Here is a 17,942-nt window from a genome sequence, read left to right as displayed (position 1 = left end):
TAGGAGGAAATTAAACATGGCTAAAATTATAGGAATTGACTTAGGAACAACAAACTCATGTGTATCTGTAATGGAAGGTGGAAAACCAATCGTTATAGAAAACTCAGAAGGGGCAAGAACAACGCCTTCGGTTGTGGCATTTACAAAAAGTGGGGAACGTCTTGTAGGAGAACCTGCAAAGCGTCAAGCGATAACAAACCCAGATAAAACCATTGCATCTATTAAACGACATATGGGGACAGATCATAAGGTCGCTATCGACGATAAAAACTATTCACCACAAGAAATTTCTGCAATGACATTACAAAAATTAAAGGCAGATGCAGAAAGTTATCTTGGAGAAACTGTTGATGCAGCCGTTATTACAGTTCCTGCATATTTTACAGACTCTCAACGTCAAGCAACAAAAGATGCTGGGAAAATCGCGGGATTAGAAGTAAAACGTATCATTAACGAACCAACGGCTGCAGCATTAGCTTATGGTTTAGATAACGAGCACGAGCAAAAAATCATGGTTTTTGACCTTGGTGGTGGTACATTTGACGTATCAATTATTGAAATTGGTGATGGTGTACTTGAGGTATTAGCGACGAATGGTAACAACCATTTAGGTGGAGATGACTTTGACCAACGTGTTATAGATTTCTTAGTAAAAGAATTTAAAAGCACGGAAGGTGTTGACTTATCTGCAGATAAGATGGCAATGCAACGTCTAAAAGAAGCTGCTGAAAAAGCGAAAAAAGAATTGTCAAGTGCTACAACATCAAATATCAACTTACCATTTATTACAGCGACACAAGAAGGTCCAAAGCATTTAGATGTTACCCTTACACGTGCGAAGTTTGATGAGTTAACACACGATCTTGTTCAAGCGACAATGGGACCGGTTAATCTTGCTTTAAAAGATGCTGATTTGGATGCATCAGAAATTGATAAAGTATTACTTGTAGGTGGTTCAACACGTGTTCCGGCTGTACAAGCTGCTGTATATAAACTTACTGGAAAAGACCCATTCAAAGGAATCAACCCAGATGAATGTGTTGCAGTTGGTGCAGCGATTCAAGGTGGAAAACTTGCAGGGGATGCAGGTGCAGGTGATATCTTGTTACTAGATGTTACACCTTTATCTCTTGGATTAGAGACACTTGGTGGAGTGGCGACAAAACTCATTGAAAGAAATACAACGATTCCAACGAAAAAGAGCCAAATTTTCTCAACAGCAGAAGATAATCAGTCAGCAGTTGATATCCATGTTGTTCAAGGAGAAAGAGAATTTGCAAGAGACAATAAAACACTTGGTCGTTTCCGTTTGGATGGTATTCCAGCTGCTCGTCGTGGTATTCCTCAAATTGAAGTAACCTTTGACATTGACGCCAATGGTATCGTAACTGTTCGTGCAAAAGACTTGGGAACAGGAAAAGAACAACATATCACAATTACAGCAAGTACCAACTTATCAGATGATGAAATCGATCGTGCAGTTGAAGAAGCTAAAGCTTTTGAAGCTGAAGATAAGAAAAGAAAAGAAGGTATTGATGCTCGTAACGAAGCCGATTCACTTGTCTTCCAAACAGAAAAGACAATCGAAGAGCTTGGTGAAAAATTAGAAGATGCAGATAAAACTCGCCTTGAAAGCGAAGTAAGTAAAGTAAAAGAACTTCTTAAAGAAACAGAAGAAAAAACATTAGAAACTGCAGATATTGAAAAAATCACGGCGGCAAAAGATGCATTAATGCACGTGCTTAATGAAGTATCTCAAAAAATCTATGCAGCAAGTGGTGCGCAAGCAGGACCAGAAGGTATGGATCCAAATCAAGCGGCAGGTGGACAAGCAAGTGATTCTGCTCAAGCAGATGATGATGTTGTTGACGTTGACTTTACAGAAGAATAATATATAATAGGTAATACGTGAATTAAGAAGATATAACATATTAAGGAAAGGGGCAAAGTGTCTCCTTTCCTTGAACCATGAATAGATCTTCACAAAAAAGAAATAGGCGGTGAATTATGGCTGAACAACGTGATTATTATGAAGTTCTTGGTGTATCAAAAGATGCAACAGACTCAGATATAAAAAAAGCATATCGCAAAGTAGCAAAAAAATATCATCCGGACATTAATCCAGACGATGAATCAGCAGCACACAAGTTTAGAGAAGCAACAGAAGCATATGAAGTGCTTAGTGATGCTGGAAAAAGACAACAGTATGACCAATTTGGACATGCAGCCTTTAGCCAAGGCGGACCAGGTCATGGCGGATTCTCAGGTGGATTTGACTTTGGTGATATGGGTGATATGTTTGGTGACATTTTTGGAGATTTTTTTGGTGGAGGCGGACGCCGAGGACCAAGTAATGGACCAAAAAAAGGTGCGTCACTACGTGCCTCAATCGAATTAGATTTTGAAGAGGCAGTTTTTGGGACAGACAAAGATCTCAATATCTCTGTGTCAGATGAATGTGAAGTGTGTCACGGAAGTGGTGCCAAAGAAGGAACACATCCTGAGACATGTAGTCAATGTGGCGGTTCGGGACAAGTTCGATATAATCAGCAGACGATTTTAGGAACCGTGGCTAGTGTAAGAACATGCCCAACATGTCAAGGAAGCGGAAAAATCATTAAAGAAAAATGTGAAGCCTGTTCAGGAGCTGGATATGTAAAAAAACGTAAGAAAATTTCAGTAAATATACCAGCAGGTATTGACAATGGACAAACCATTCGCTTAAAAGGCAAAGGAGAGCCAGGAGAAAATGGTGGACCACGTGGCGATATCTTACTGACAATTTATATTCGACCACATGCGGAGTTTGAACGTCATGGAACGGATATATATTATAAAATGAAAATCTCCTTCACACAAGCTGCCCTTGGAGCAGAAATTGAAGTGCCGACACTGGATGGAAAAGTAAAATATAGTATTGATCCGGGAACACAAACGGGAACACGTTTTAGATTACGTGGAAAAGGAGTTCCCTACTTGAATCACAGCAAATCCCGTGGGGATCAATATGTTGATGTGGTTGTAGAGACACCAACAAAACTTAATCAACGGCAAAAAGAAGCTTTTGAAGAGCTTGCAGCGGCATTTGGAGAAGAAGTTACAGCAGGTAAGAAAAAAAAAGGGATATTTGACAAAATGAAAGACGCATTTGAATAAAATGCGTCTTTGCCTTAAGATGAAAGGGTCATTATGAAATATATTGAAATAGAAACCTTAGTGCATCGCGACGATGCGGATATTTTTTGCGCAGACCTATATGATTATCCTATTCAAGGTGTAGAGATTCTTGATGAATATATATCAAAACAAGAACAACAGCAGATGTTTGTTGACGCATTAGATTTTGATAATACCATGGAAGAGTATGTAGGGATACGCTTCTATCTTTCAGAAGAAGAAGACGTTACAACCATCTTAGGTGAAATAAAGCTTCGATTTCCAAAATATGTTTTTAGACAAGGTAAAACAGATGATGAAGATTGGGCGCACAATTGGAAAAAATATTATAAACCATTTGCTATTAGCCAACGTATTGTTGTTAAGCCGATTTGGGAAGACATGAATGATTGGCCAATGTATAAGGATACAGAGATAATTATTGACATTGATCCTGGGATGGCATTTGGCTCGGGAACCCATGAGACGACCTCCTTATGTATGAAAGCCATAGAAAAATATACTGAACATGGTGATAGTTTTGTAGATGTAGGGTGTGGAAGTGGTATCTTAGGCATTGCTGCCGCTAAACTTGGAGCCGGAGTGGGGCGCTTAATTGACATTGATGCAAGTGCATGTAAAATTGCAAAAGAAAATATCGCTTCTAATCATGTAGAAGATCAATTGACGGTTTATCAAGGAGATCTGCTTGAAAATGTTAATGAACATGTAGATTTTGTCGTAGCAAATATCTTTGCTGAAATTATAATATCTATTACAGAGAAGGTCCACCAAGTTTTAAAGGATCAAGGTATATTTATTGCATCAGGAATTATTAAAGAAAAAGAAGCGCTGGTTGTTTCACATTTAGAAGCCCAAGGCTTTGAGATTATTGAGATTAATCGTGATGGAGGTTGGGTAGCCATCATTTCAAGAGCAAGTGTCATAGCAGGAAAAGAGGTGTGAGATGTATCATTTTTTTGTGGAGAATACAGCAATAGACGATACGCATATTCACATTACAGGACAAGACGTAAATCATATTATGAATGTTCTTCGTTTAAAAGAAGGAGAGCCTCTTGTAATTAGCAATGGTGAAGGGTTAGAGTATCAGTGTGAAATCGAAGCATTGACGAATGAAGTAATTCAGTGTAAAATACAATCAGTAGATAATTCCATGAGTGAATTACCCATTCAAGTGACGCTTTATCAAGGTGCACCTAAACAAGACAAGATGGAACAGGTTACACAAAAATGTGTTGAGTTAGGTGCGTATGAGATCGTCTCCGTTCAAATGCGCCGTTCTATAGTAAAGTATGATGAACAAAAGGCGGTTAAAAAAGTTCGTCGTTGGAATGCGATTGCGCAATCTGCGGCTAAACAAAGCAAGCGAGGCGTTATTCCATCGGTTAGAGGCGTACTTAACTGGCGCGAAATGTTGACAGAGCTAAAAGACTATGATAAAGTCATAATTCCGTACGAAAACACACGAGGAATGTTAGGGACGCGAGAAGTTTTCAAACATTTGCATGATGCAAAAAAGATTGCTGTCTTGATTGGTCCGGAAGGTGGTTTTGATCCTGAAGAAATCAAAGAGCTATTAGCTATTGGTGGAGAACTTGTGAGTTTAGGGAATCGAATACTTAGAACAGAAACAGCCGGCATGGTCTTTATGGCAATGCTGATGTATGAAATAGAGGAGGCCTAGTTATGGCAGTTAATGTGATGATCGTTGATGATGCGGTTTTTATGCGTACTGTATTAAAAAAAATGTTGACCGAAGAAGGATACGAGGTTGTTGCTGAGGCAAGTAATGGTAAAGAAGCAATTACGAAAGCTAAAGAATTTAAACCAGATATTATTACTTTAGATATTACAATGCCTGAGATGGATGGAGTTACAGCAATTCCCGGAATCGTAGAATCAAGTCCTGAGAGTAAAATTATCATGTGTTCTGCAATGGGACAACAGCCAATGGTTGTTGATGCAATAAAAAAAGGTGCCAAAGACTTTATTGTAAAGCCATTTCAGAAAGCCCGAGTTTTACAAGCGATTGAAAATGTTTTAGGAAAATAAAACGTATGATAGGGATGTAGGTGGGGAACTACCTACATTTTTTTGTGTTACTGAACCAAAAGGCATCATGTCCTTTTTTGTGTGAAGAGTGATTTAGCCGATTGGTATTGAAAGGAAGAAAAAATAAATGAACCTATATTTTGATCATGCGGCGACGACACCGCTTTGTAATGAAGCGCTTAAAGCAATGCAACGTATGCTGCAAATCGATTATGGCAATCCATCAAGCCTGCATGCCAAAGGTTTGGATGCAGAAAATGAAGTGAATAAAGCTAGAAATTATATTGCCAAACTACTTGGAGTTAAAGAAAAAGCGATTTACTTTACCTCAGGAGGAACAGAGAGTAATAACTTATGTATTCAAGGGGTAGCTAGAGCGTATCATAGAAGTGGCAAGCATATTATTACATCAAAAATTGAACATGCATCTGTTGGTGAAACATTCACATTTCTTGAAAATCAAGGATTTGAAGTGACGCGTCTTCCGGTGGACCATACAGGTCAAGTTTCTCTTGATGTATTACGTCGCGCAATCCGTCCGGATACAACAATGGTGTCCATCATGCATGTTAATAATGAACTTGGAACTATTCAAGATATTCAGTCCATTGGTAAGATAATCAAAGAAGTGAATCCAAACACACTTTTTCATGTTGATGGTGTGCAAGGGTTTGGAAAGTTTAACCTACAGCTTAAACAGTGTCAAGTGGATATGTACTCTGCAAGTGGGCATAAAATCTATGGTCCCAAAGGTGTCGGATTTGCTTACATTGATGAAAACATAAAAATCATTCCCCTGCAATATGGTGGCAGTCAACAAAAAGGTGTTCGTCCAGGGACAGAAAATGTTGCCGGGATTGTAGGAATGTATGAAGCAGCAAAACAAATGATGTTAACAAATGAAGAACGCTATTCCCGCCTGATTGAACTTAAAGCATATTTTGTGGAACGACTTGTAGAAGAACTTCCGGATTGGTATGTTAATTCAAGATATTCTACTGGAGTGTTTGATAAAGAGATTGCAAGTCCATATATTGTTAATATCCGTTCAAAATCCATTAAGGGTGAAGTGTTACTACATAGCCTTGAAGATGATAAAATTGCGGTAAGTACTGGATCAGCATGTAGCTCAAAAAAATTAAATGTATCTCATGTGTTAAAAGCCATTGGATTAAGCGATGAGGAAAGCGACAAATCCATCCGTATTAGCTTTACACATAGTCAGTCAAAAGAAGATGTAGATTGTTTAATTGATGCATTGAAAAAAAATGATAAAATATTTGGTCGATTTGTAAAAAAATAATGGAGGTTTTCATGAAAAAAGCATTTTTAATTAAGTATGGCGAAATCGCATTAAAAGGGAAAAACAGATATATGTTTGAAAATATTTTGATGGATCAGATACGTCATCGCATAGAAGCTTTAGGTGTGTTTAAAGTACAAAAAGAACAAGGACGTATTTTTGTTGAACCACATTCGGATTATGAAGAGCAAGAAGTGCTAGATGCTATTAAAGAGGTCTTTGGAATTGCTTATATTTGTCCAGTTGTTGTTATTGAACGTGGTGATTTTGAAGAAATCAAAACGACAGTGACTGATTTTGTAAAACAGCAGTATCCGACACAAGACTTTACATTTAAGGTCGAAGCCCGCCGAGCAGTCAAATCTTATCCAGTAACATCTATGGAGATTTGTCGAGAAGTAGGAGCTCATTTATTAAATGTATATCCGGAGCTTAAAGTAGATGTACATAATCCTGAAGTTCGTATCTGGATTGAAGTTCGTGACCGAACTTATATTTATTCAAAAATGATTAAAGGGTTAGGTGGTATGCCAGTAGGATCAAATGGTCGAGCAATGCTATTACTTTCTGGAGGAATTGACAGTCCGGTGGCAGGGTATATGATTGCAAAACGAGGCGTAGCAATAGATGCAGTCTATTTTCATTCACATCCTTATACGAGTGAACGGGCAAAACAAAAGGTTATTGATTTGGCGCGTATTATTTCACGTAAGACAGGGCCCATTCGTTTGCACATTGTTCCATTTACAGAAATTCAACTAGCTATCTATGAGCAGTGTCCTCATGAACAGCTAACTATTATCATGCGACGTGTGATGATGGCTATTGCAGAAGCCCATGCAAAGTATTTAAAAGCGTTGGCTCTTGTAACAGGAGAGAGTATTGGACAAGTGGCTTCACAGACCATACATAGTTTAGTGGCGACCAATGCGGTATGTACGATGCCGGTATTTAGACCATTGATTGGTTTTGATAAGCAAGAAATTGTAGACATTAGTGAAAAGATTGATGCATATGAGACATCAATTCTTCCGTATGAAGATTGTTGTACCGTGTTTGTTGCCAAGCATCCGGTAACAAAGCCAAAACTTGAAGCTATTGAAAAATCCGAGAAAAACTTAAAGGATATTGATTCAATGATTAAAAAAGCAATAGAAGATACTGAAGTTATAAAAATAAAACCAGGGCAATAAAAAAAGGGGCCATGCCCCTAGTCTTCGTTGCCTTAGATTTATTCAATGATAAAATCATTTAATGCACTTTTAACTTCATCAACGATGGATTGATCATGAATGTTTAACTCAATGGGCTTACTTAAATCTAAGCTGAAAATACCCATGATAGATTTAGCATCAATCACATATCGACCAGAAACAAGATCAAAGTCTGAATCATAACGACTGACTAAATTAACAAATGTTTTGACTTTGTCAATTGAATTGAGAGTTACTTGTATAGTTGTCATTTCCTTGCCTCCTTTATTTAATAAACTATACAATAATACTATCATAACCCATTATAATGTCAAGTTACAAATGTATTACTAAACTATTGCAACATGTAAATTTATTCTATAGAAAGAAGTGAAGATTATGCCGTCTGTTGCGTTTCATACACTCGGATGTAAAGTCAACCAATACGAAACCGAAGCTATGACTGAACAATTTGTAAAAGCAGGATATAATATTGGTGAATTTGATGAAAAAAATGATATTTACATTGTGAATACATGTACGGTGACCAATATCGCTGATAAAAAATCACGGAAAATGCTTTCCAGAGCCAAAAAAAACAATCCTCATGGCATCGTAGTTGCGGTTGGATGTTATGTTCAAATTCAACATGAACAATTAAAAGACATGCCATATATTGATTTGTTGATTGGCAATACACAAAAAAATCAATTGGTTGAAATTGTTCAATCGTTTCAAGATCAATCATTAAATATTGCTAAAATCGAAGACGTGCATCATAACATTGTCTTTGAGGAACTGCATATAGAAGCACAACAAAACAAAACACGATCAACATTAAAAATACAAGATGGATGCGACCAATATTGTTCGTATTGCATCATCCCATATACAAGGGGAATTGTCCGTTCAAGAGATCCCCAAGCAGTGATAAATGAAGTTAAAGAATTGGTCTTACATGGCTATCAAGAAATTGTATTGACAGGTATCCATATCGGATCATATGGAAAAGACTTGGAAGGGGTCACGTTAATTCATCTTATTGAACAGTTAAATCAAATCGAAGGGCTAAAACGCATCCGTATTGGTTCTGTTGAGCCTGGTTTAATAAGTGAAGAATTTGTACAACGTTTAAGCCAATGTGAAAAAGTATGTCCGCATTTTCACCTTTCCATGCAAAGTGGAAGTGATAGCGTACTCAAACGTATGAATCGAAAATATACGTCAAAAGAGTACTATGAAAAAGTAGAACTGCTACGCCGATATTATACAGATCCAGCATTAACAACGGATGTCATTGTAGGTTTTCCTATGGAAACAGAAAAAGAAGCGCAGACGACAAAAGCTTTTGTTGAAAAAGTGGCTTTTTCAGACGTTCATGTTTTTAAGTATTCTATACGCGAAGGGACAAAAGCTGCAAAAATGAAACCTCAAGTTGATGGAGAAGTAAAAAATCAGCGTAGCCAAGAGTTGATAGCAACAACGGCTCAGTTAAAGCAAGACTACTTAAATCGACACCTGGAAGCTAAGGTTCAAGTACTTATTGAAGAAGAGATAGAGCTTGAAGGAAAAATGTTTTTAACAGGCTATACACCGGAGTATATTCGCGTATATATTCAAGGTGATACTGGGCTTAAAGGGCAGATTATCCCTGTAGATCTAGTTGAGCTTTTCCATGATGGAATACGAGGTGAGAAATCATTTGTAAAATGATTTTAATAAATAAACAATTGATATTTTAAGTGCTTTACTGTAATATGAGTATAGATATTGAAATATTTTATAGATAGGATGTGAAAACATGGGACTAGATAATACGCAATTTTTCAGACGACCTGAAAAAGAACCGGAAAACCAAGTGACAAAAACTATGAAAATTGTTTATGAATCTCTTGAAGAAAAGGGATATAATTCTATATATCAAATTGTTGGATACATACTATCAGGAGATCCGACGTATATTACCAGTCATAACAATGCAAGGACACTCATTAGTCAGTTGGAGCGCGATGAGCTATTAGAAGAATTGGTTAAAAACTATATTAAACACAATATTCGTGAGTAAGGATTGAATAAGCCATGCGTATAATGGGATTAGATTATGGATCAAAAACGATTGGGGTGGCTATGAGTGACCCTTTAGGTTGGACAGCACAAGGGATTGAGACAATTTCAAGACAAGATCCTGGAAATCTTATCGATTCGATAAAACGTTTAAAAAGCTTGGTTGATGAATATGAGGTGGAACTTATTGTTGTTGGATTACCCAAGCATATGAATAATGATTTGGGAGAACGTGCTGATCGGACGCTTTATTTTGTCAAACGTATTGAGCGAGAGCTTGGTATACCTGTAGCAACTTTTGATGAACGATTATCAACAGTTGCTGCTGAGCGTGTTCTTACAGAAGGAAATGTACGCAAAACCGAACAAAAAAAATATATTGATAAAGTAGCGGCCGCATTAATTTTGCAGACGTATCTTGATTTGAAAAGGAATTGAATAAGATGAATGACATGGAAAGAATTGATTTTTATGATGATGAAACAGGAGAAAAAATAACATTTGATATTTTAAGCGCTATCCAATATAAAGAAGATGGGTATTTGCTTGTGATAGAAAGTGATACACAAGAAGAGGAAGAAGAAGTTCTTGCGTATGTACTTAAAGCTACATATTTAGAAGGAGACGATATAATCTATGAAATTGTCGAAGATGATGATATCTTAGATGTTGTTTTTCCTATGTTGGAAAAGCAAATTGAAACTTTCGAAAATTGACAAAAAGATGAGTTTCATTTATACTGTTGATAATTGTTATTAATTAGAAAAGGGTAAATGGTGGAGAAATGGATGCTAAAAAAGAGCAGATTTGTATTCGATTAAAGGAGCATGGTTATAAGATTACGTCCCAGCGCAAAGTAGTACTTGATGCAATGCTGGCAAATCAAGATAAACATTTAACCGTTGAAGAATTGTATCAGATTGTGAAAGCTGAACATCCAGAGATCGGATTGGCAACGGTTTATCGTAATATACAGCTATTAAATGAACTTAAAATTGTTGAAAAACTGAACCTAGATGATGGGTATATTCGTTATGAGTTAGCCAATGAAGACGAAGGACATCGCCATCATCATTTAATTTGTGATCAATGCGGAAAAGTCATTGAAGTAACGGAAGATTTAATGGGCTCTATTGAAAAAAGCTTTTTGGAATCCTATGGCTTTTTAGTGCATGATCATCAAGCAAAATTTTTTGGAGTATGTAAAGAATGTCAAGAAAAAAATGAAGAGATTCTTAAGCCTACTCGATAATTAGACGGAGGTGTTTTCTTGAAGAAAACAAATGAAAAACTGAAAATAATACCTTTAGGTGGGTTGGACAAAATCGGTATGAACATCACAGTGTTTGAATATAAAGATGAAATTGTGGTTGTTGATTGTGGTATTGCATTCCCGGAGGATGAAATGTTAGGAATTGACTTGGTCATTCCGGATGCAACATATCTAAAACAAAACATCAAAAAGGTAAAAGCGTTTGTGCTCACCCATGGTCATGAAGACCATATTGGAGCTTTACCTTATGTTCTTAAGGATGTTAATGTGCCTGTGTATGGGACACGATTGACCATAGGCCTATTAGAAAATAAGTTAAAAGAGCATGGAATGATGAATTCAACAAAACGTAAGCGAATCAACCCGGGACAAAAGGTCAACCTTGGAAAATTGTTCTCGGTTGAATTTATTCGAACCAATCATTCTATTGCAGACGCTTTGGCACTTGCAATCACAACGCCTGCAGGAACGGTCATTCACTCGGGAGACTTTAAGGTGGATTATAACCCGATCCATGGAAAACCCATTGATTTAGGACGTTTTGCAGAGTTGGGCAGACAAGGTGTTCTTGCATTGATGGCAGATAGTACAAATGCTGAACGACCAGGATATACGATGTCAGAAAGCAGTGTCGGAAAATCCTTCGATATGATTTTTGAAGAAAACAAAGGACGTAGGTTAATTGTTGCAACCTTTGCTTCCAACGTTGATCGAGTACAACAAATCGTAAACTCGGCGAAAAAATATCGACGTAAAGTTATTGTTCAAGGACGATCAATGGTTAATGTAGTCACCACGGCTTCAGAGCTGGGTTACTTAAAGATGCCCAAAAATATGTTGACGGATATTAATGATATTGATAAATATAAAGATGGACAGATTGTATTGGTAACAACTGGAAGTCAAGGTGAGCCACTAGCAGCGTTATCACGTATGTCAAGTGGAGCACATCGTAATATTCAAATCAAAGAAGGGGATGTTATTGTCTTTAGTTCAAAGCCAATCCCTGGAAATGAAAAATATGTATCCAAAGTTATTAATGATTTATATAAACGTGGAGCAGAAGTGATTGTTGAGGATACACATGTATCTGGACATGCATGTCAAGAAGAACTTAAACTGTTACATTCACTTGTGAAGCCTAAATATTTCATTCCGGTACATGGTGAATACAAACATCTGAAAAAACATGCAGAACTTGCAAGTAATCTAGGAATGCGTAAAGATAATATTTTCTTGCTATCCAATGGTGAGATTTTAGAATTGACGAAAACCCATGCTAATCGTAACGGCAGTATTTCTTGCCAACCGTTGTTGGTTGATGGCTTAGGTGTAGGAGATGTCGGTAATATTGTCTTGAGAGATCGACAAAAATTATCGGAAGATGGATTGATTGTTGTCGTAGTTACAGTACGCAAAGGAACATTAGAAATATTATCAGGACCCGATATTGTATCACGTGGCTTTGTGTATGTTCGTGAATCGGCAGATTTGATGCAAGAAACACGTGAAGTCGTTGTCAAAACACTTCAAAAATGCAAAGAGCGTAAAATAGAAGGATGGGCTAAGATGAAAAATGCAGTTCGAGATGACTTGCGTGAACATCTATGGCGCCAAATGAAACGTAATCCAATGATTTTACCTGTAATTATGGAAGTTGAATAAGAGGTGATATAATGGATATCAAAGAAGAAACGCTTGAACTCGTCAACAAAATAAAAGAAACTCAAGAATATATTGATTACTTAAATTATCGATCGATTCTTGAACGTAATGAAGAATTACTGTGTCAAGTTGAAGAATTCAGACGTAAAAACTTTGAAATTCAAGTGTCACACCATTATGGTGCATATAATGCGTATGAAAATTTAATTAGTCTAAAGCAAGACTATGAAGAGTTATTAAGTGAGCCGACGGTCAAAATGTTTTTGGATGCAGAGCTCAAGTTTTCCAAGCTGATGACGTCGGTTTATGACACAATCACAGAAAAAATAGAATTTGATACACATTTTCTAGAGTAGCGAAAGGTGATCTTATGATTAACAAAATTCTTGGAGACATTTTTAACTATTTGTTAAAAATTGTTATTATTGTAGTAGCTGTTTTTGCAGTATATCAAGCGGCAATTTGGGCGTATGGTTCAGGGTACGAACTGATGGCAAAAGAGCCGGATGCCAATCGAACAATTGTCACCAAAGAGATCAGTATTCCAAAAGGTGCATCATCTGAAACGATTGCAAATATTTTGGAAGAAAATGAACTGATTCGAAGTGCAGTGTATTTTCGAGTTTTGGCAAAGCTTCAGGGTGTTGACGGATCGTTTCAGTATGGTGATTTTTCCCTTAATACCGGAATGGAGCCAGAAGAAATTATGAAGATTCTTTCTGAAGAAGGTGAAAAGCGTGAAGTCGTAAAATTCACGATTCCGGAAGGGTTTACACTTGAACAGATTGCAGAACGTGTAGCAGCTCAAGGGTTATGTACAGCCAATGAATTCATGAATGCGGCAGAAAATGGCAACTACGGATATCGTTTTCTTGAACAATTGCCAGATCGCCCAAAACGCTTACAAGGATATCTTTTCCCGGCAACATATGAAGTTTATGCGGATGCGTCGCCAGAAGATATTATTAGTAAGATGCTGATGAAGTTTGATGATGTGTTTACACAAGAGTATTATGATCAAGCAGAAGAATTGGGCTATACAGTTGATGAAATTATTACGATTGCATCAATGATTGAAAAAGAGGTTCGTGTTGCAGAGGAACGTCCTAAAGTTGCAGGGGTTATCTATAACCGATTGAACATTGATATGAATTTACAGATGTGTAGTACCATTATGTATGCATTAGAAATTCCTCGTGATCGACTTTTGTATCGTGACCTAGAAATTGAATCACCATATAATACATATAGAAATCCAGGATTACCTATCGGTCCTATAGCCAATCCTGGTGCTGCAGCTATTGAAGCGTCACTATATCCGGAAAGTCATAATTACCTGTACTTTGTATTAAAAGATCCGGAAACTGGAGCGCATGAGTTTAATGCAACGTTAGATGACCATAATGCAGCAAAAAATAAATACAATCAAAAATTCTAGTAAGGAAGACAGAAAATAGGCTAAAGATATCTTTAGCCTATTTTTGATAAAAGGAGTCCAACTTGAAAGATAATTATTCAATGAGCCATTATCTTGGCTATATTCGCAAAGAGGAGTCAAAGGCAATACAACAAATGAAAATATATGCGCGACAACATCAAGTGCCCATTATAAAAGATGATATGGCATCGATGATGAAGGTTTTAATTCAGATGGCAAAACCGTTACGAATTCTTGAAATTGGTACGGCTATTGGCTATTCATCTCTTTTAATGATGCAGGCACTAGATGAAGTGGTTGATATTACAAAGGTTCGTATGACAACAATAGAACGTGATAAGACGATGGTTCAAAAAGCGAGCGAGAATATCAAAGCTTCAAGCTATGCCCCCTTGATTCATCAAATCGAAGGGGATGCAACACAAATTTTGGAACAGTTATGTCAAGAAGAAGAAGTGTACGATTTTATTTTTATGGATGCAGCGAAAGGTCAATATTTAACTTTTTTACCTTATGTTGTAAAATTATTAGCACATCAAGGAACGTTAGTATCCGATAATGTGTTACAGCAAGGCGATGTTGCAAAGTCACGTTTTAATGTGCCTAGACGACGGCGCACAATTCACCAAAGGATGCGTCAGTACTTATGGGAGTTAAATCACCACGCGCAATTGAGCACTACGATATTAGATATAGCTGATGGGGCAACCATTAGTGTAAAGATTAAAGAATAGGAGAACAAAGTGAATAATTTAGAAATGAACAAACCGGAATTATTGATTCCAGCTGGAAGCCTGGAAAATCTGAAAATAGCTGTTGCCTATGGGGCAGATGCTATTTATATTGGTGGAGAAGAGTTTGGATTGCGTGCAAAGGCGCGAAATTTTTCAATAGAAGATATGAAAGCGGGAATTGCTCATGCCCACGCACATGATGTTAAAGTCTATGTAACTGCAAATATTATTGCCCACAATCAAGATATTCCAGCAGTTGAGGCATATTTTGAAGAGCTTAAGGAAATCAAACCGGATGCACTAATCATTGCAGATCCAGGGATTTTAGCTATTGCAAAAACAATTCTACCGGATATGGAATTACATTTAAGTACACAAGCGAATAATACAAATTACGCTTCCATTAACTTTTGGTACCAACAAGGCGTAAAACGTGTCGTTGTAGCTAGAGAACTTTCATTTTCGGAAATAGCAACGATACGTAGCAAGATACCTATGGAGATGGATATTGAGGCTTTTGTACATGGATCGATGTGTATTTCATATTCGGGACGTTGCCTGTTAAGTAATTATATGACAGGAAAAGATGCAAACAAAGGTGCGTGTACACATCCATGTCGATGGACATATCACCTGATGGAAGAGTCGCGTCCAGGAGAATATATGCCTGTATATGAAAATGAGAGAGGAACATATATTTATAATTCAAAAGACTTATGTATGATTGAATATATGGATGAAATTATTCGTTCTGGTATTACTAGTCTTAAGATTGAAGGACGGATGAAAACAGGGCTATATGTGGCAACGGTAACGCGTGCATATCGTAAAGCGATTGATGATTACTTTACAGATGTTGCATTATACAATGCCAATAAGTCAACCTATATGGACGAGATAAAAAAATGTAGTTATCGCCAATTTACCACTGGGTTTTATCATCAGCGTCCCGATGCAGAAGGACAGATATATGATAGTAATACTTATATACGCGAGTATGTTTTTGTAGGAAGGGTATTAGAAGATACCCAAAGTGAACTGACATTGATTGAACAGCGCAATAAGTTTGTGGTTGGTGACACTCTAGAGCTTATGAAAACAGATGGTTCAACCCATGTTTTTACTGTGGAGGCATTAACAACACAAGAGGGAGAATCAGTTGTCGAGGCGCCACATCCAAAGCAAAAACTATGGATCAAGTTGCCGGTAAAAGCTTTGGAAAATGAATTGCTACGCAAAGTGGATCGAAAAATAGAGAAAAAAGATTAACTGTAGCAAAAGAGTATCTGATATAATAGAAAAAGAGAAGCAATTTAAGGAGAGGGTGATCAAACGTGAAAGCGTTTAAGAAAAAATTGCGTATTGGGGATTTGTTGATGCAATATGGCATTATTACAGAAGCGCAGTTAGATGAGGCATTAAATGAACAACGCCAAAGCGGAGAAAAAATAGGAGAGGTTTTGATTCGCTTAGGTTTTGTTACGCAACAAAATATTAATGAGGTTTTGGAATATCAACTTGGAATTCCATTTGTTGAATTAAAAGAATATGATATATCTAAAGAAGCAGTATTAACTATTAGCGAGTCGCTTGCAAAGCGACATGTATTGATTCCAATTCGGTTGACAGAAAGTAATCTATATGTCGCTATGGAAGATCCACTTAATATTTTTGCGATTGATGACGTGAAAATATATTCGGGAAAAGAAGTCGTGCCGATGCTTGCGAATGAGGAAGATATTAAGTTTGCTATTGAAATGCACTATGGAAAGCAGCAAGCAATGAAAGCCGCAGAGGAGTATAAGCAAGAACAAGAAATTTATGTCGAAGCGCAAATACAAGAAGAGACATTAAGTGGTGATATGGTTCAAAGCGCTCCCATTGTCAAACTTGTTAATACTATTATGGAGCAAGCTGTGCGCCATCGAGCAAGTGATATCCATATTGAACCCTATGAACGCTATATTCGCGTTCGATATCGTATTGATGGAAAACTACAACAAATGTTTGATTATGAAACCACCTTATTAAGCGCGATTGTCGCCCGTATTAAGATTATGGCGGGAATGGATATTGCAGAAAAACGCAAGCCCCAAGATGGACGTATCAACATAAAAGTTAATAACAAGGCCTATGATATCCGTGTATCAAGTCTACCAACGGTTTATGGGGAAAAAGTAGTAATGCGTGTTAACTCCAAAGAAGGCTTTACAAAAGGAAAAGAAGAACTTGGACTTTTTAGAGATGACCTTTTTAAGTTTGAAAGCATTCTATCACATCCTCATGGCATTATTTTAGTCACGGGACCGACAGGTAGTGGTAAGTCGACAACCCTATATACATCTTTAAATGAAATTAATCAAGAGGATCTTAATATTGTTACGGTAGAGGACCCTGTTGAGTCTCAGATTGAAGGGATTAATCAAGTTCAAGTCAATCCAAAGACTGGACTAACCTTTGCTTCGGCACTTCGTTCTATTTTACGGCAAGATCCGGATGTTATTATGATTGGTGAGATTCGAGATGCAGAGACAGCAGAGATTGCGGTCAAGGCATCAATTACCGGTCACTTGGTTGTCAGTACATTGCATACCAATGATGCTGCAAGTTCAATTAGTCGCTTGATGGACATGGGAATTGAGCCCTTTTTAATTAGCGCATCTGTTGTAGGTGTCATTGCGCAGCGCCTTGTGCGAAGATTATGTACAAAATGTCGAGAGAAAGTTTTAGCGACAGATGAAGAAAAAGCTATGCTCGATGTTAGTATGGGAGAAACCTTGTATGTATATAAAGAAAAAGGGTGCCATTTATGTGGTAATACCGGATATACAGGACGAATTGGTGTCTATGAGATTCTACCGATTGATCAAAGTCTTCGTCAAATTATTAATCAAAAGGGAACGACAGATGATATTCGAAATAAGGCACTTGCACAAGGATTAAAGACGATTCGAGATAATAGTAAGCGTCACGTTCTTAATGGGACGACAACCCTTGAAGAAATGATACGCATCTCATATGGAACGGAGTAGAAAGGGGG

General features: G+C 37.2%; 19 protein-coding genes. 18 read left to right on the top strand and 1 reads right to left on the bottom strand.

Annotated features, from left to right (window positions below; genetic code table 11):
• The first annotated feature begins 16 nt into the window (after positions 1-16).
• The 7 genes from dnaK to thiI all read left to right on the top strand — a co-directional run bounded on the left by dnaK (position 17) and on the right by thiI (position 7,728).
• Positions 17-1,891 (top strand): molecular chaperone DnaK, encoded by a 1,875-nt coding sequence (dnaK, locus tag QBE53_09430; protein WZL80027.1) that lies wholly within the window; start codon positions 17-19, stop codon positions 1,889-1,891.
• A gap of 116 nt (positions 1,892-2,007) precedes the next feature.
• Positions 2,008-3,156 carry a molecular chaperone DnaJ gene (dnaJ, locus tag QBE53_09425; protein ID WZL80026.1) on the top strand — a complete coding sequence of 383 codons (1,149 nt, stop codon included), beginning with the start codon at positions 2,008-2,010 and terminating at the stop codon, positions 3,154-3,156.
• 33 nt (positions 3,157-3,189) lie between these two features.
• Positions 3,190-4,122 (top strand): 50S ribosomal protein L11 methyltransferase, encoded by a 933-nt coding sequence (prmA, locus tag QBE53_09420; protein WZL80025.1) that lies wholly within the window; start codon positions 3,190-3,192, stop codon positions 4,120-4,122.
• A 1-nt stretch (position 4,123) separates the two neighbouring features.
• Positions 4,124-4,864 (top strand): RsmE family RNA methyltransferase, encoded by a 741-nt coding sequence (locus tag QBE53_09415; protein WZL80024.1) that lies wholly within the window; start codon positions 4,124-4,126, stop codon positions 4,862-4,864.
• Between the two features lie 2 nt (positions 4,865-4,866).
• Positions 4,867-5,232, top strand: a complete 366-nt coding sequence (locus QBE53_09410) for a response regulator (protein ID WZL80023.1) — start codon at positions 4,867-4,869, stop codon at positions 5,230-5,232.
• A gap of 127 nt (positions 5,233-5,359) precedes the next feature.
• The gene (locus QBE53_09405) at positions 5,360-6,535 is read left to right on the top strand and encodes a cysteine desulfurase family protein (GenBank protein ID WZL80022.1); all 1,176 of its coding nucleotides are present in this window, start codon (positions 5,360-5,362) and stop codon (positions 6,533-6,535) included.
• 11 nt (positions 6,536-6,546) lie between these two features.
• Positions 6,547-7,728: a tRNA 4-thiouridine(8) synthase ThiI gene (gene thiI, locus QBE53_09400; protein ID WZL80021.1), complete on the top strand. Its 1,182-nt coding sequence runs from the start codon at positions 6,547-6,549 to the stop codon at positions 7,726-7,728.
• A gap of 38 nt (positions 7,729-7,766) precedes the next feature.
• Here the strand turns inward: thiI and QBE53_09395 are convergent, their stop codons facing one another.
• The gene (locus tag QBE53_09395) at positions 7,767-8,000 is read right to left on the bottom strand and encodes an HPr family phosphocarrier protein (GenBank protein WZL80020.1); all 234 of its coding nucleotides are present in this window, start codon (positions 7,998-8,000) and stop codon (positions 7,767-7,769) included.
• Positions 8,001-8,127: 127 nt separating this feature from the next.
• Here QBE53_09395 and mtaB point away from each other — a divergent pair, with 127 nt between their 5' ends.
• From mtaB to QBE53_09340, 11 genes are all read left to right on the top strand, one after another.
• Positions 8,128-9,441 carry a tRNA (N(6)-L-threonylcarbamoyladenosine(37)-C(2))-methylthiotransferase MtaB gene (gene mtaB, locus QBE53_09390; protein ID WZL80019.1) on the top strand — a complete coding sequence of 438 codons (1,314 nt, stop codon included), beginning with the start codon at positions 8,128-8,130 and terminating at the stop codon, positions 9,439-9,441.
• Positions 9,442-9,529: 88 nt separating this feature from the next.
• Positions 9,530-9,793: an IreB family regulatory phosphoprotein gene (locus tag QBE53_09385; protein WZL80018.1), complete on the top strand. Its 264-nt coding sequence runs from the start codon at positions 9,530-9,532 to the stop codon at positions 9,791-9,793.
• A gap of 14 nt (positions 9,794-9,807) precedes the next feature.
• The gene (gene ruvX, locus QBE53_09380) at positions 9,808-10,230 is read left to right on the top strand and encodes a Holliday junction resolvase RuvX (protein WZL80017.1); all 423 of its coding nucleotides are present in this window, start codon (positions 9,808-9,810) and stop codon (positions 10,228-10,230) included.
• Positions 10,231-10,244: 14 nt separating this feature from the next.
• Positions 10,245-10,508: a DUF1292 domain-containing protein gene (locus QBE53_09375; protein WZL80016.1), complete on the top strand. Its 264-nt coding sequence runs from the start codon at positions 10,245-10,247 to the stop codon at positions 10,506-10,508.
• Positions 10,509-10,576: 68 nt separating this feature from the next.
• Entirely contained in the window at positions 10,577-11,044 is a 468-nt protein-coding gene (locus tag QBE53_09370; protein ID WZL80015.1) for a Fur family transcriptional regulator, read from the top strand.
• 18 nt (positions 11,045-11,062) lie between these two features.
• On the top strand, positions 11,063-12,730 hold the full coding sequence (locus QBE53_09365; GenBank protein ID WZL80014.1) for a ribonuclease J: 1,668 nt from the start codon (positions 11,063-11,065) through the stop codon (positions 12,728-12,730).
• Between the two features lie 11 nt (positions 12,731-12,741).
• On the top strand, positions 12,742-13,086 hold the full coding sequence (locus QBE53_09360; GenBank protein WZL80013.1) for a YlbF family regulator: 345 nt from the start codon (positions 12,742-12,744) through the stop codon (positions 13,084-13,086).
• Between the two features lie 14 nt (positions 13,087-13,100).
• Complete coding sequence (mltG, locus tag QBE53_09355; GenBank protein ID WZL80012.1) at positions 13,101-14,168, top strand: endolytic transglycosylase MltG; 1,068 nt, start codon at positions 13,101-13,103, stop codon at positions 14,166-14,168.
• Positions 14,169-14,230: 62 nt separating this feature from the next.
• Positions 14,231-14,902: an O-methyltransferase gene (locus QBE53_09350; protein ID WZL80011.1), complete on the top strand. Its 672-nt coding sequence runs from the start codon at positions 14,231-14,233 to the stop codon at positions 14,900-14,902.
• Between the two features lie 24 nt (positions 14,903-14,926).
• A complete protein-coding gene (locus QBE53_09345) occupies positions 14,927-16,171 on the top strand; it encodes a U32 family peptidase (protein WZL83293.1) in 1,245 nt (414 codons plus the stop codon).
• A 107-nt stretch (positions 16,172-16,278) separates the two neighbouring features.
• Positions 16,279-17,934, top strand: a complete 1,656-nt coding sequence (locus QBE53_09340) for an ATPase, T2SS/T4P/T4SS family (protein WZL83292.1) — start codon at positions 16,279-16,281, stop codon at positions 17,932-17,934.
• Positions 17,935-17,942 lie beyond the last annotated feature (8 nt).

The sequence above is a fragment of the Vallitaleaceae bacterium 9-2 genome (assembly GCA_038396585.1).
Lineage (GTDB): Bacteria > Bacillota > Clostridia > Lachnospirales > Vallitaleaceae > UBA1351.
Note: the sequence above shows the minus strand (reverse complement) of the source record. Positions and strands in the feature narration are given on the sequence as shown.

Coding starts and splice junctions, on each gene's coding strand:
- dnaJ (WZL80026.1), top strand. CDS start 2,008: ATGGCTGAACAACGTGATTATTATGAAGTTCTTGGTGTATCAAAAGAT.
- dnaK (WZL80027.1), top strand. CDS start 17: ATGGCTAAAATTATAGGAATTGACTTAGGAACAACAAACTCATGTGTA.
- QBE53_09395 (WZL80020.1), bottom strand. CDS start 8,000: ATGACAACTATACAAGTAACTCTCAATTCAATTGACAAAGTCAAAACA.
- QBE53_09375 (WZL80016.1), top strand. CDS start 10,245: ATGGAAAGAATTGATTTTTATGATGATGAAACAGGAGAAAAAATAACA.
- QBE53_09405 (WZL80022.1), top strand. CDS start 5,360: ATGAACCTATATTTTGATCATGCGGCGACGACACCGCTTTGTAATGAA.
- QBE53_09360 (WZL80013.1), top strand. CDS start 12,742: ATGGATATCAAAGAAGAAACGCTTGAACTCGTCAACAAAATAAAAGAA.
- ruvX (WZL80017.1), top strand. CDS start 9,808: ATGCGTATAATGGGATTAGATTATGGATCAAAAACGATTGGGGTGGCT.
- mltG (WZL80012.1), top strand. CDS start 13,101: ATGATTAACAAAATTCTTGGAGACATTTTTAACTATTTGTTAAAAATT.
- mtaB (WZL80019.1), top strand. CDS start 8,128: ATGCCGTCTGTTGCGTTTCATACACTCGGATGTAAAGTCAACCAATAC.
- thiI (WZL80021.1), top strand. CDS start 6,547: ATGAAAAAAGCATTTTTAATTAAGTATGGCGAAATCGCATTAAAAGGG.
- QBE53_09345 (WZL83293.1), top strand. CDS start 14,927: ATGAACAAACCGGAATTATTGATTCCAGCTGGAAGCCTGGAAAATCTG.
- QBE53_09385 (WZL80018.1), top strand. CDS start 9,530: ATGGGACTAGATAATACGCAATTTTTCAGACGACCTGAAAAAGAACCG.
- prmA (WZL80025.1), top strand. CDS start 3,190: ATGAAATATATTGAAATAGAAACCTTAGTGCATCGCGACGATGCGGAT.
- QBE53_09340 (WZL83292.1), top strand. CDS start 16,279: ATGCAATATGGCATTATTACAGAAGCGCAGTTAGATGAGGCATTAAAT.
- QBE53_09415 (WZL80024.1), top strand. CDS start 4,124: ATGTATCATTTTTTTGTGGAGAATACAGCAATAGACGATACGCATATT.
- QBE53_09370 (WZL80015.1), top strand. CDS start 10,577: ATGGATGCTAAAAAAGAGCAGATTTGTATTCGATTAAAGGAGCATGGT.
- QBE53_09410 (WZL80023.1), top strand. CDS start 4,867: ATGGCAGTTAATGTGATGATCGTTGATGATGCGGTTTTTATGCGTACT.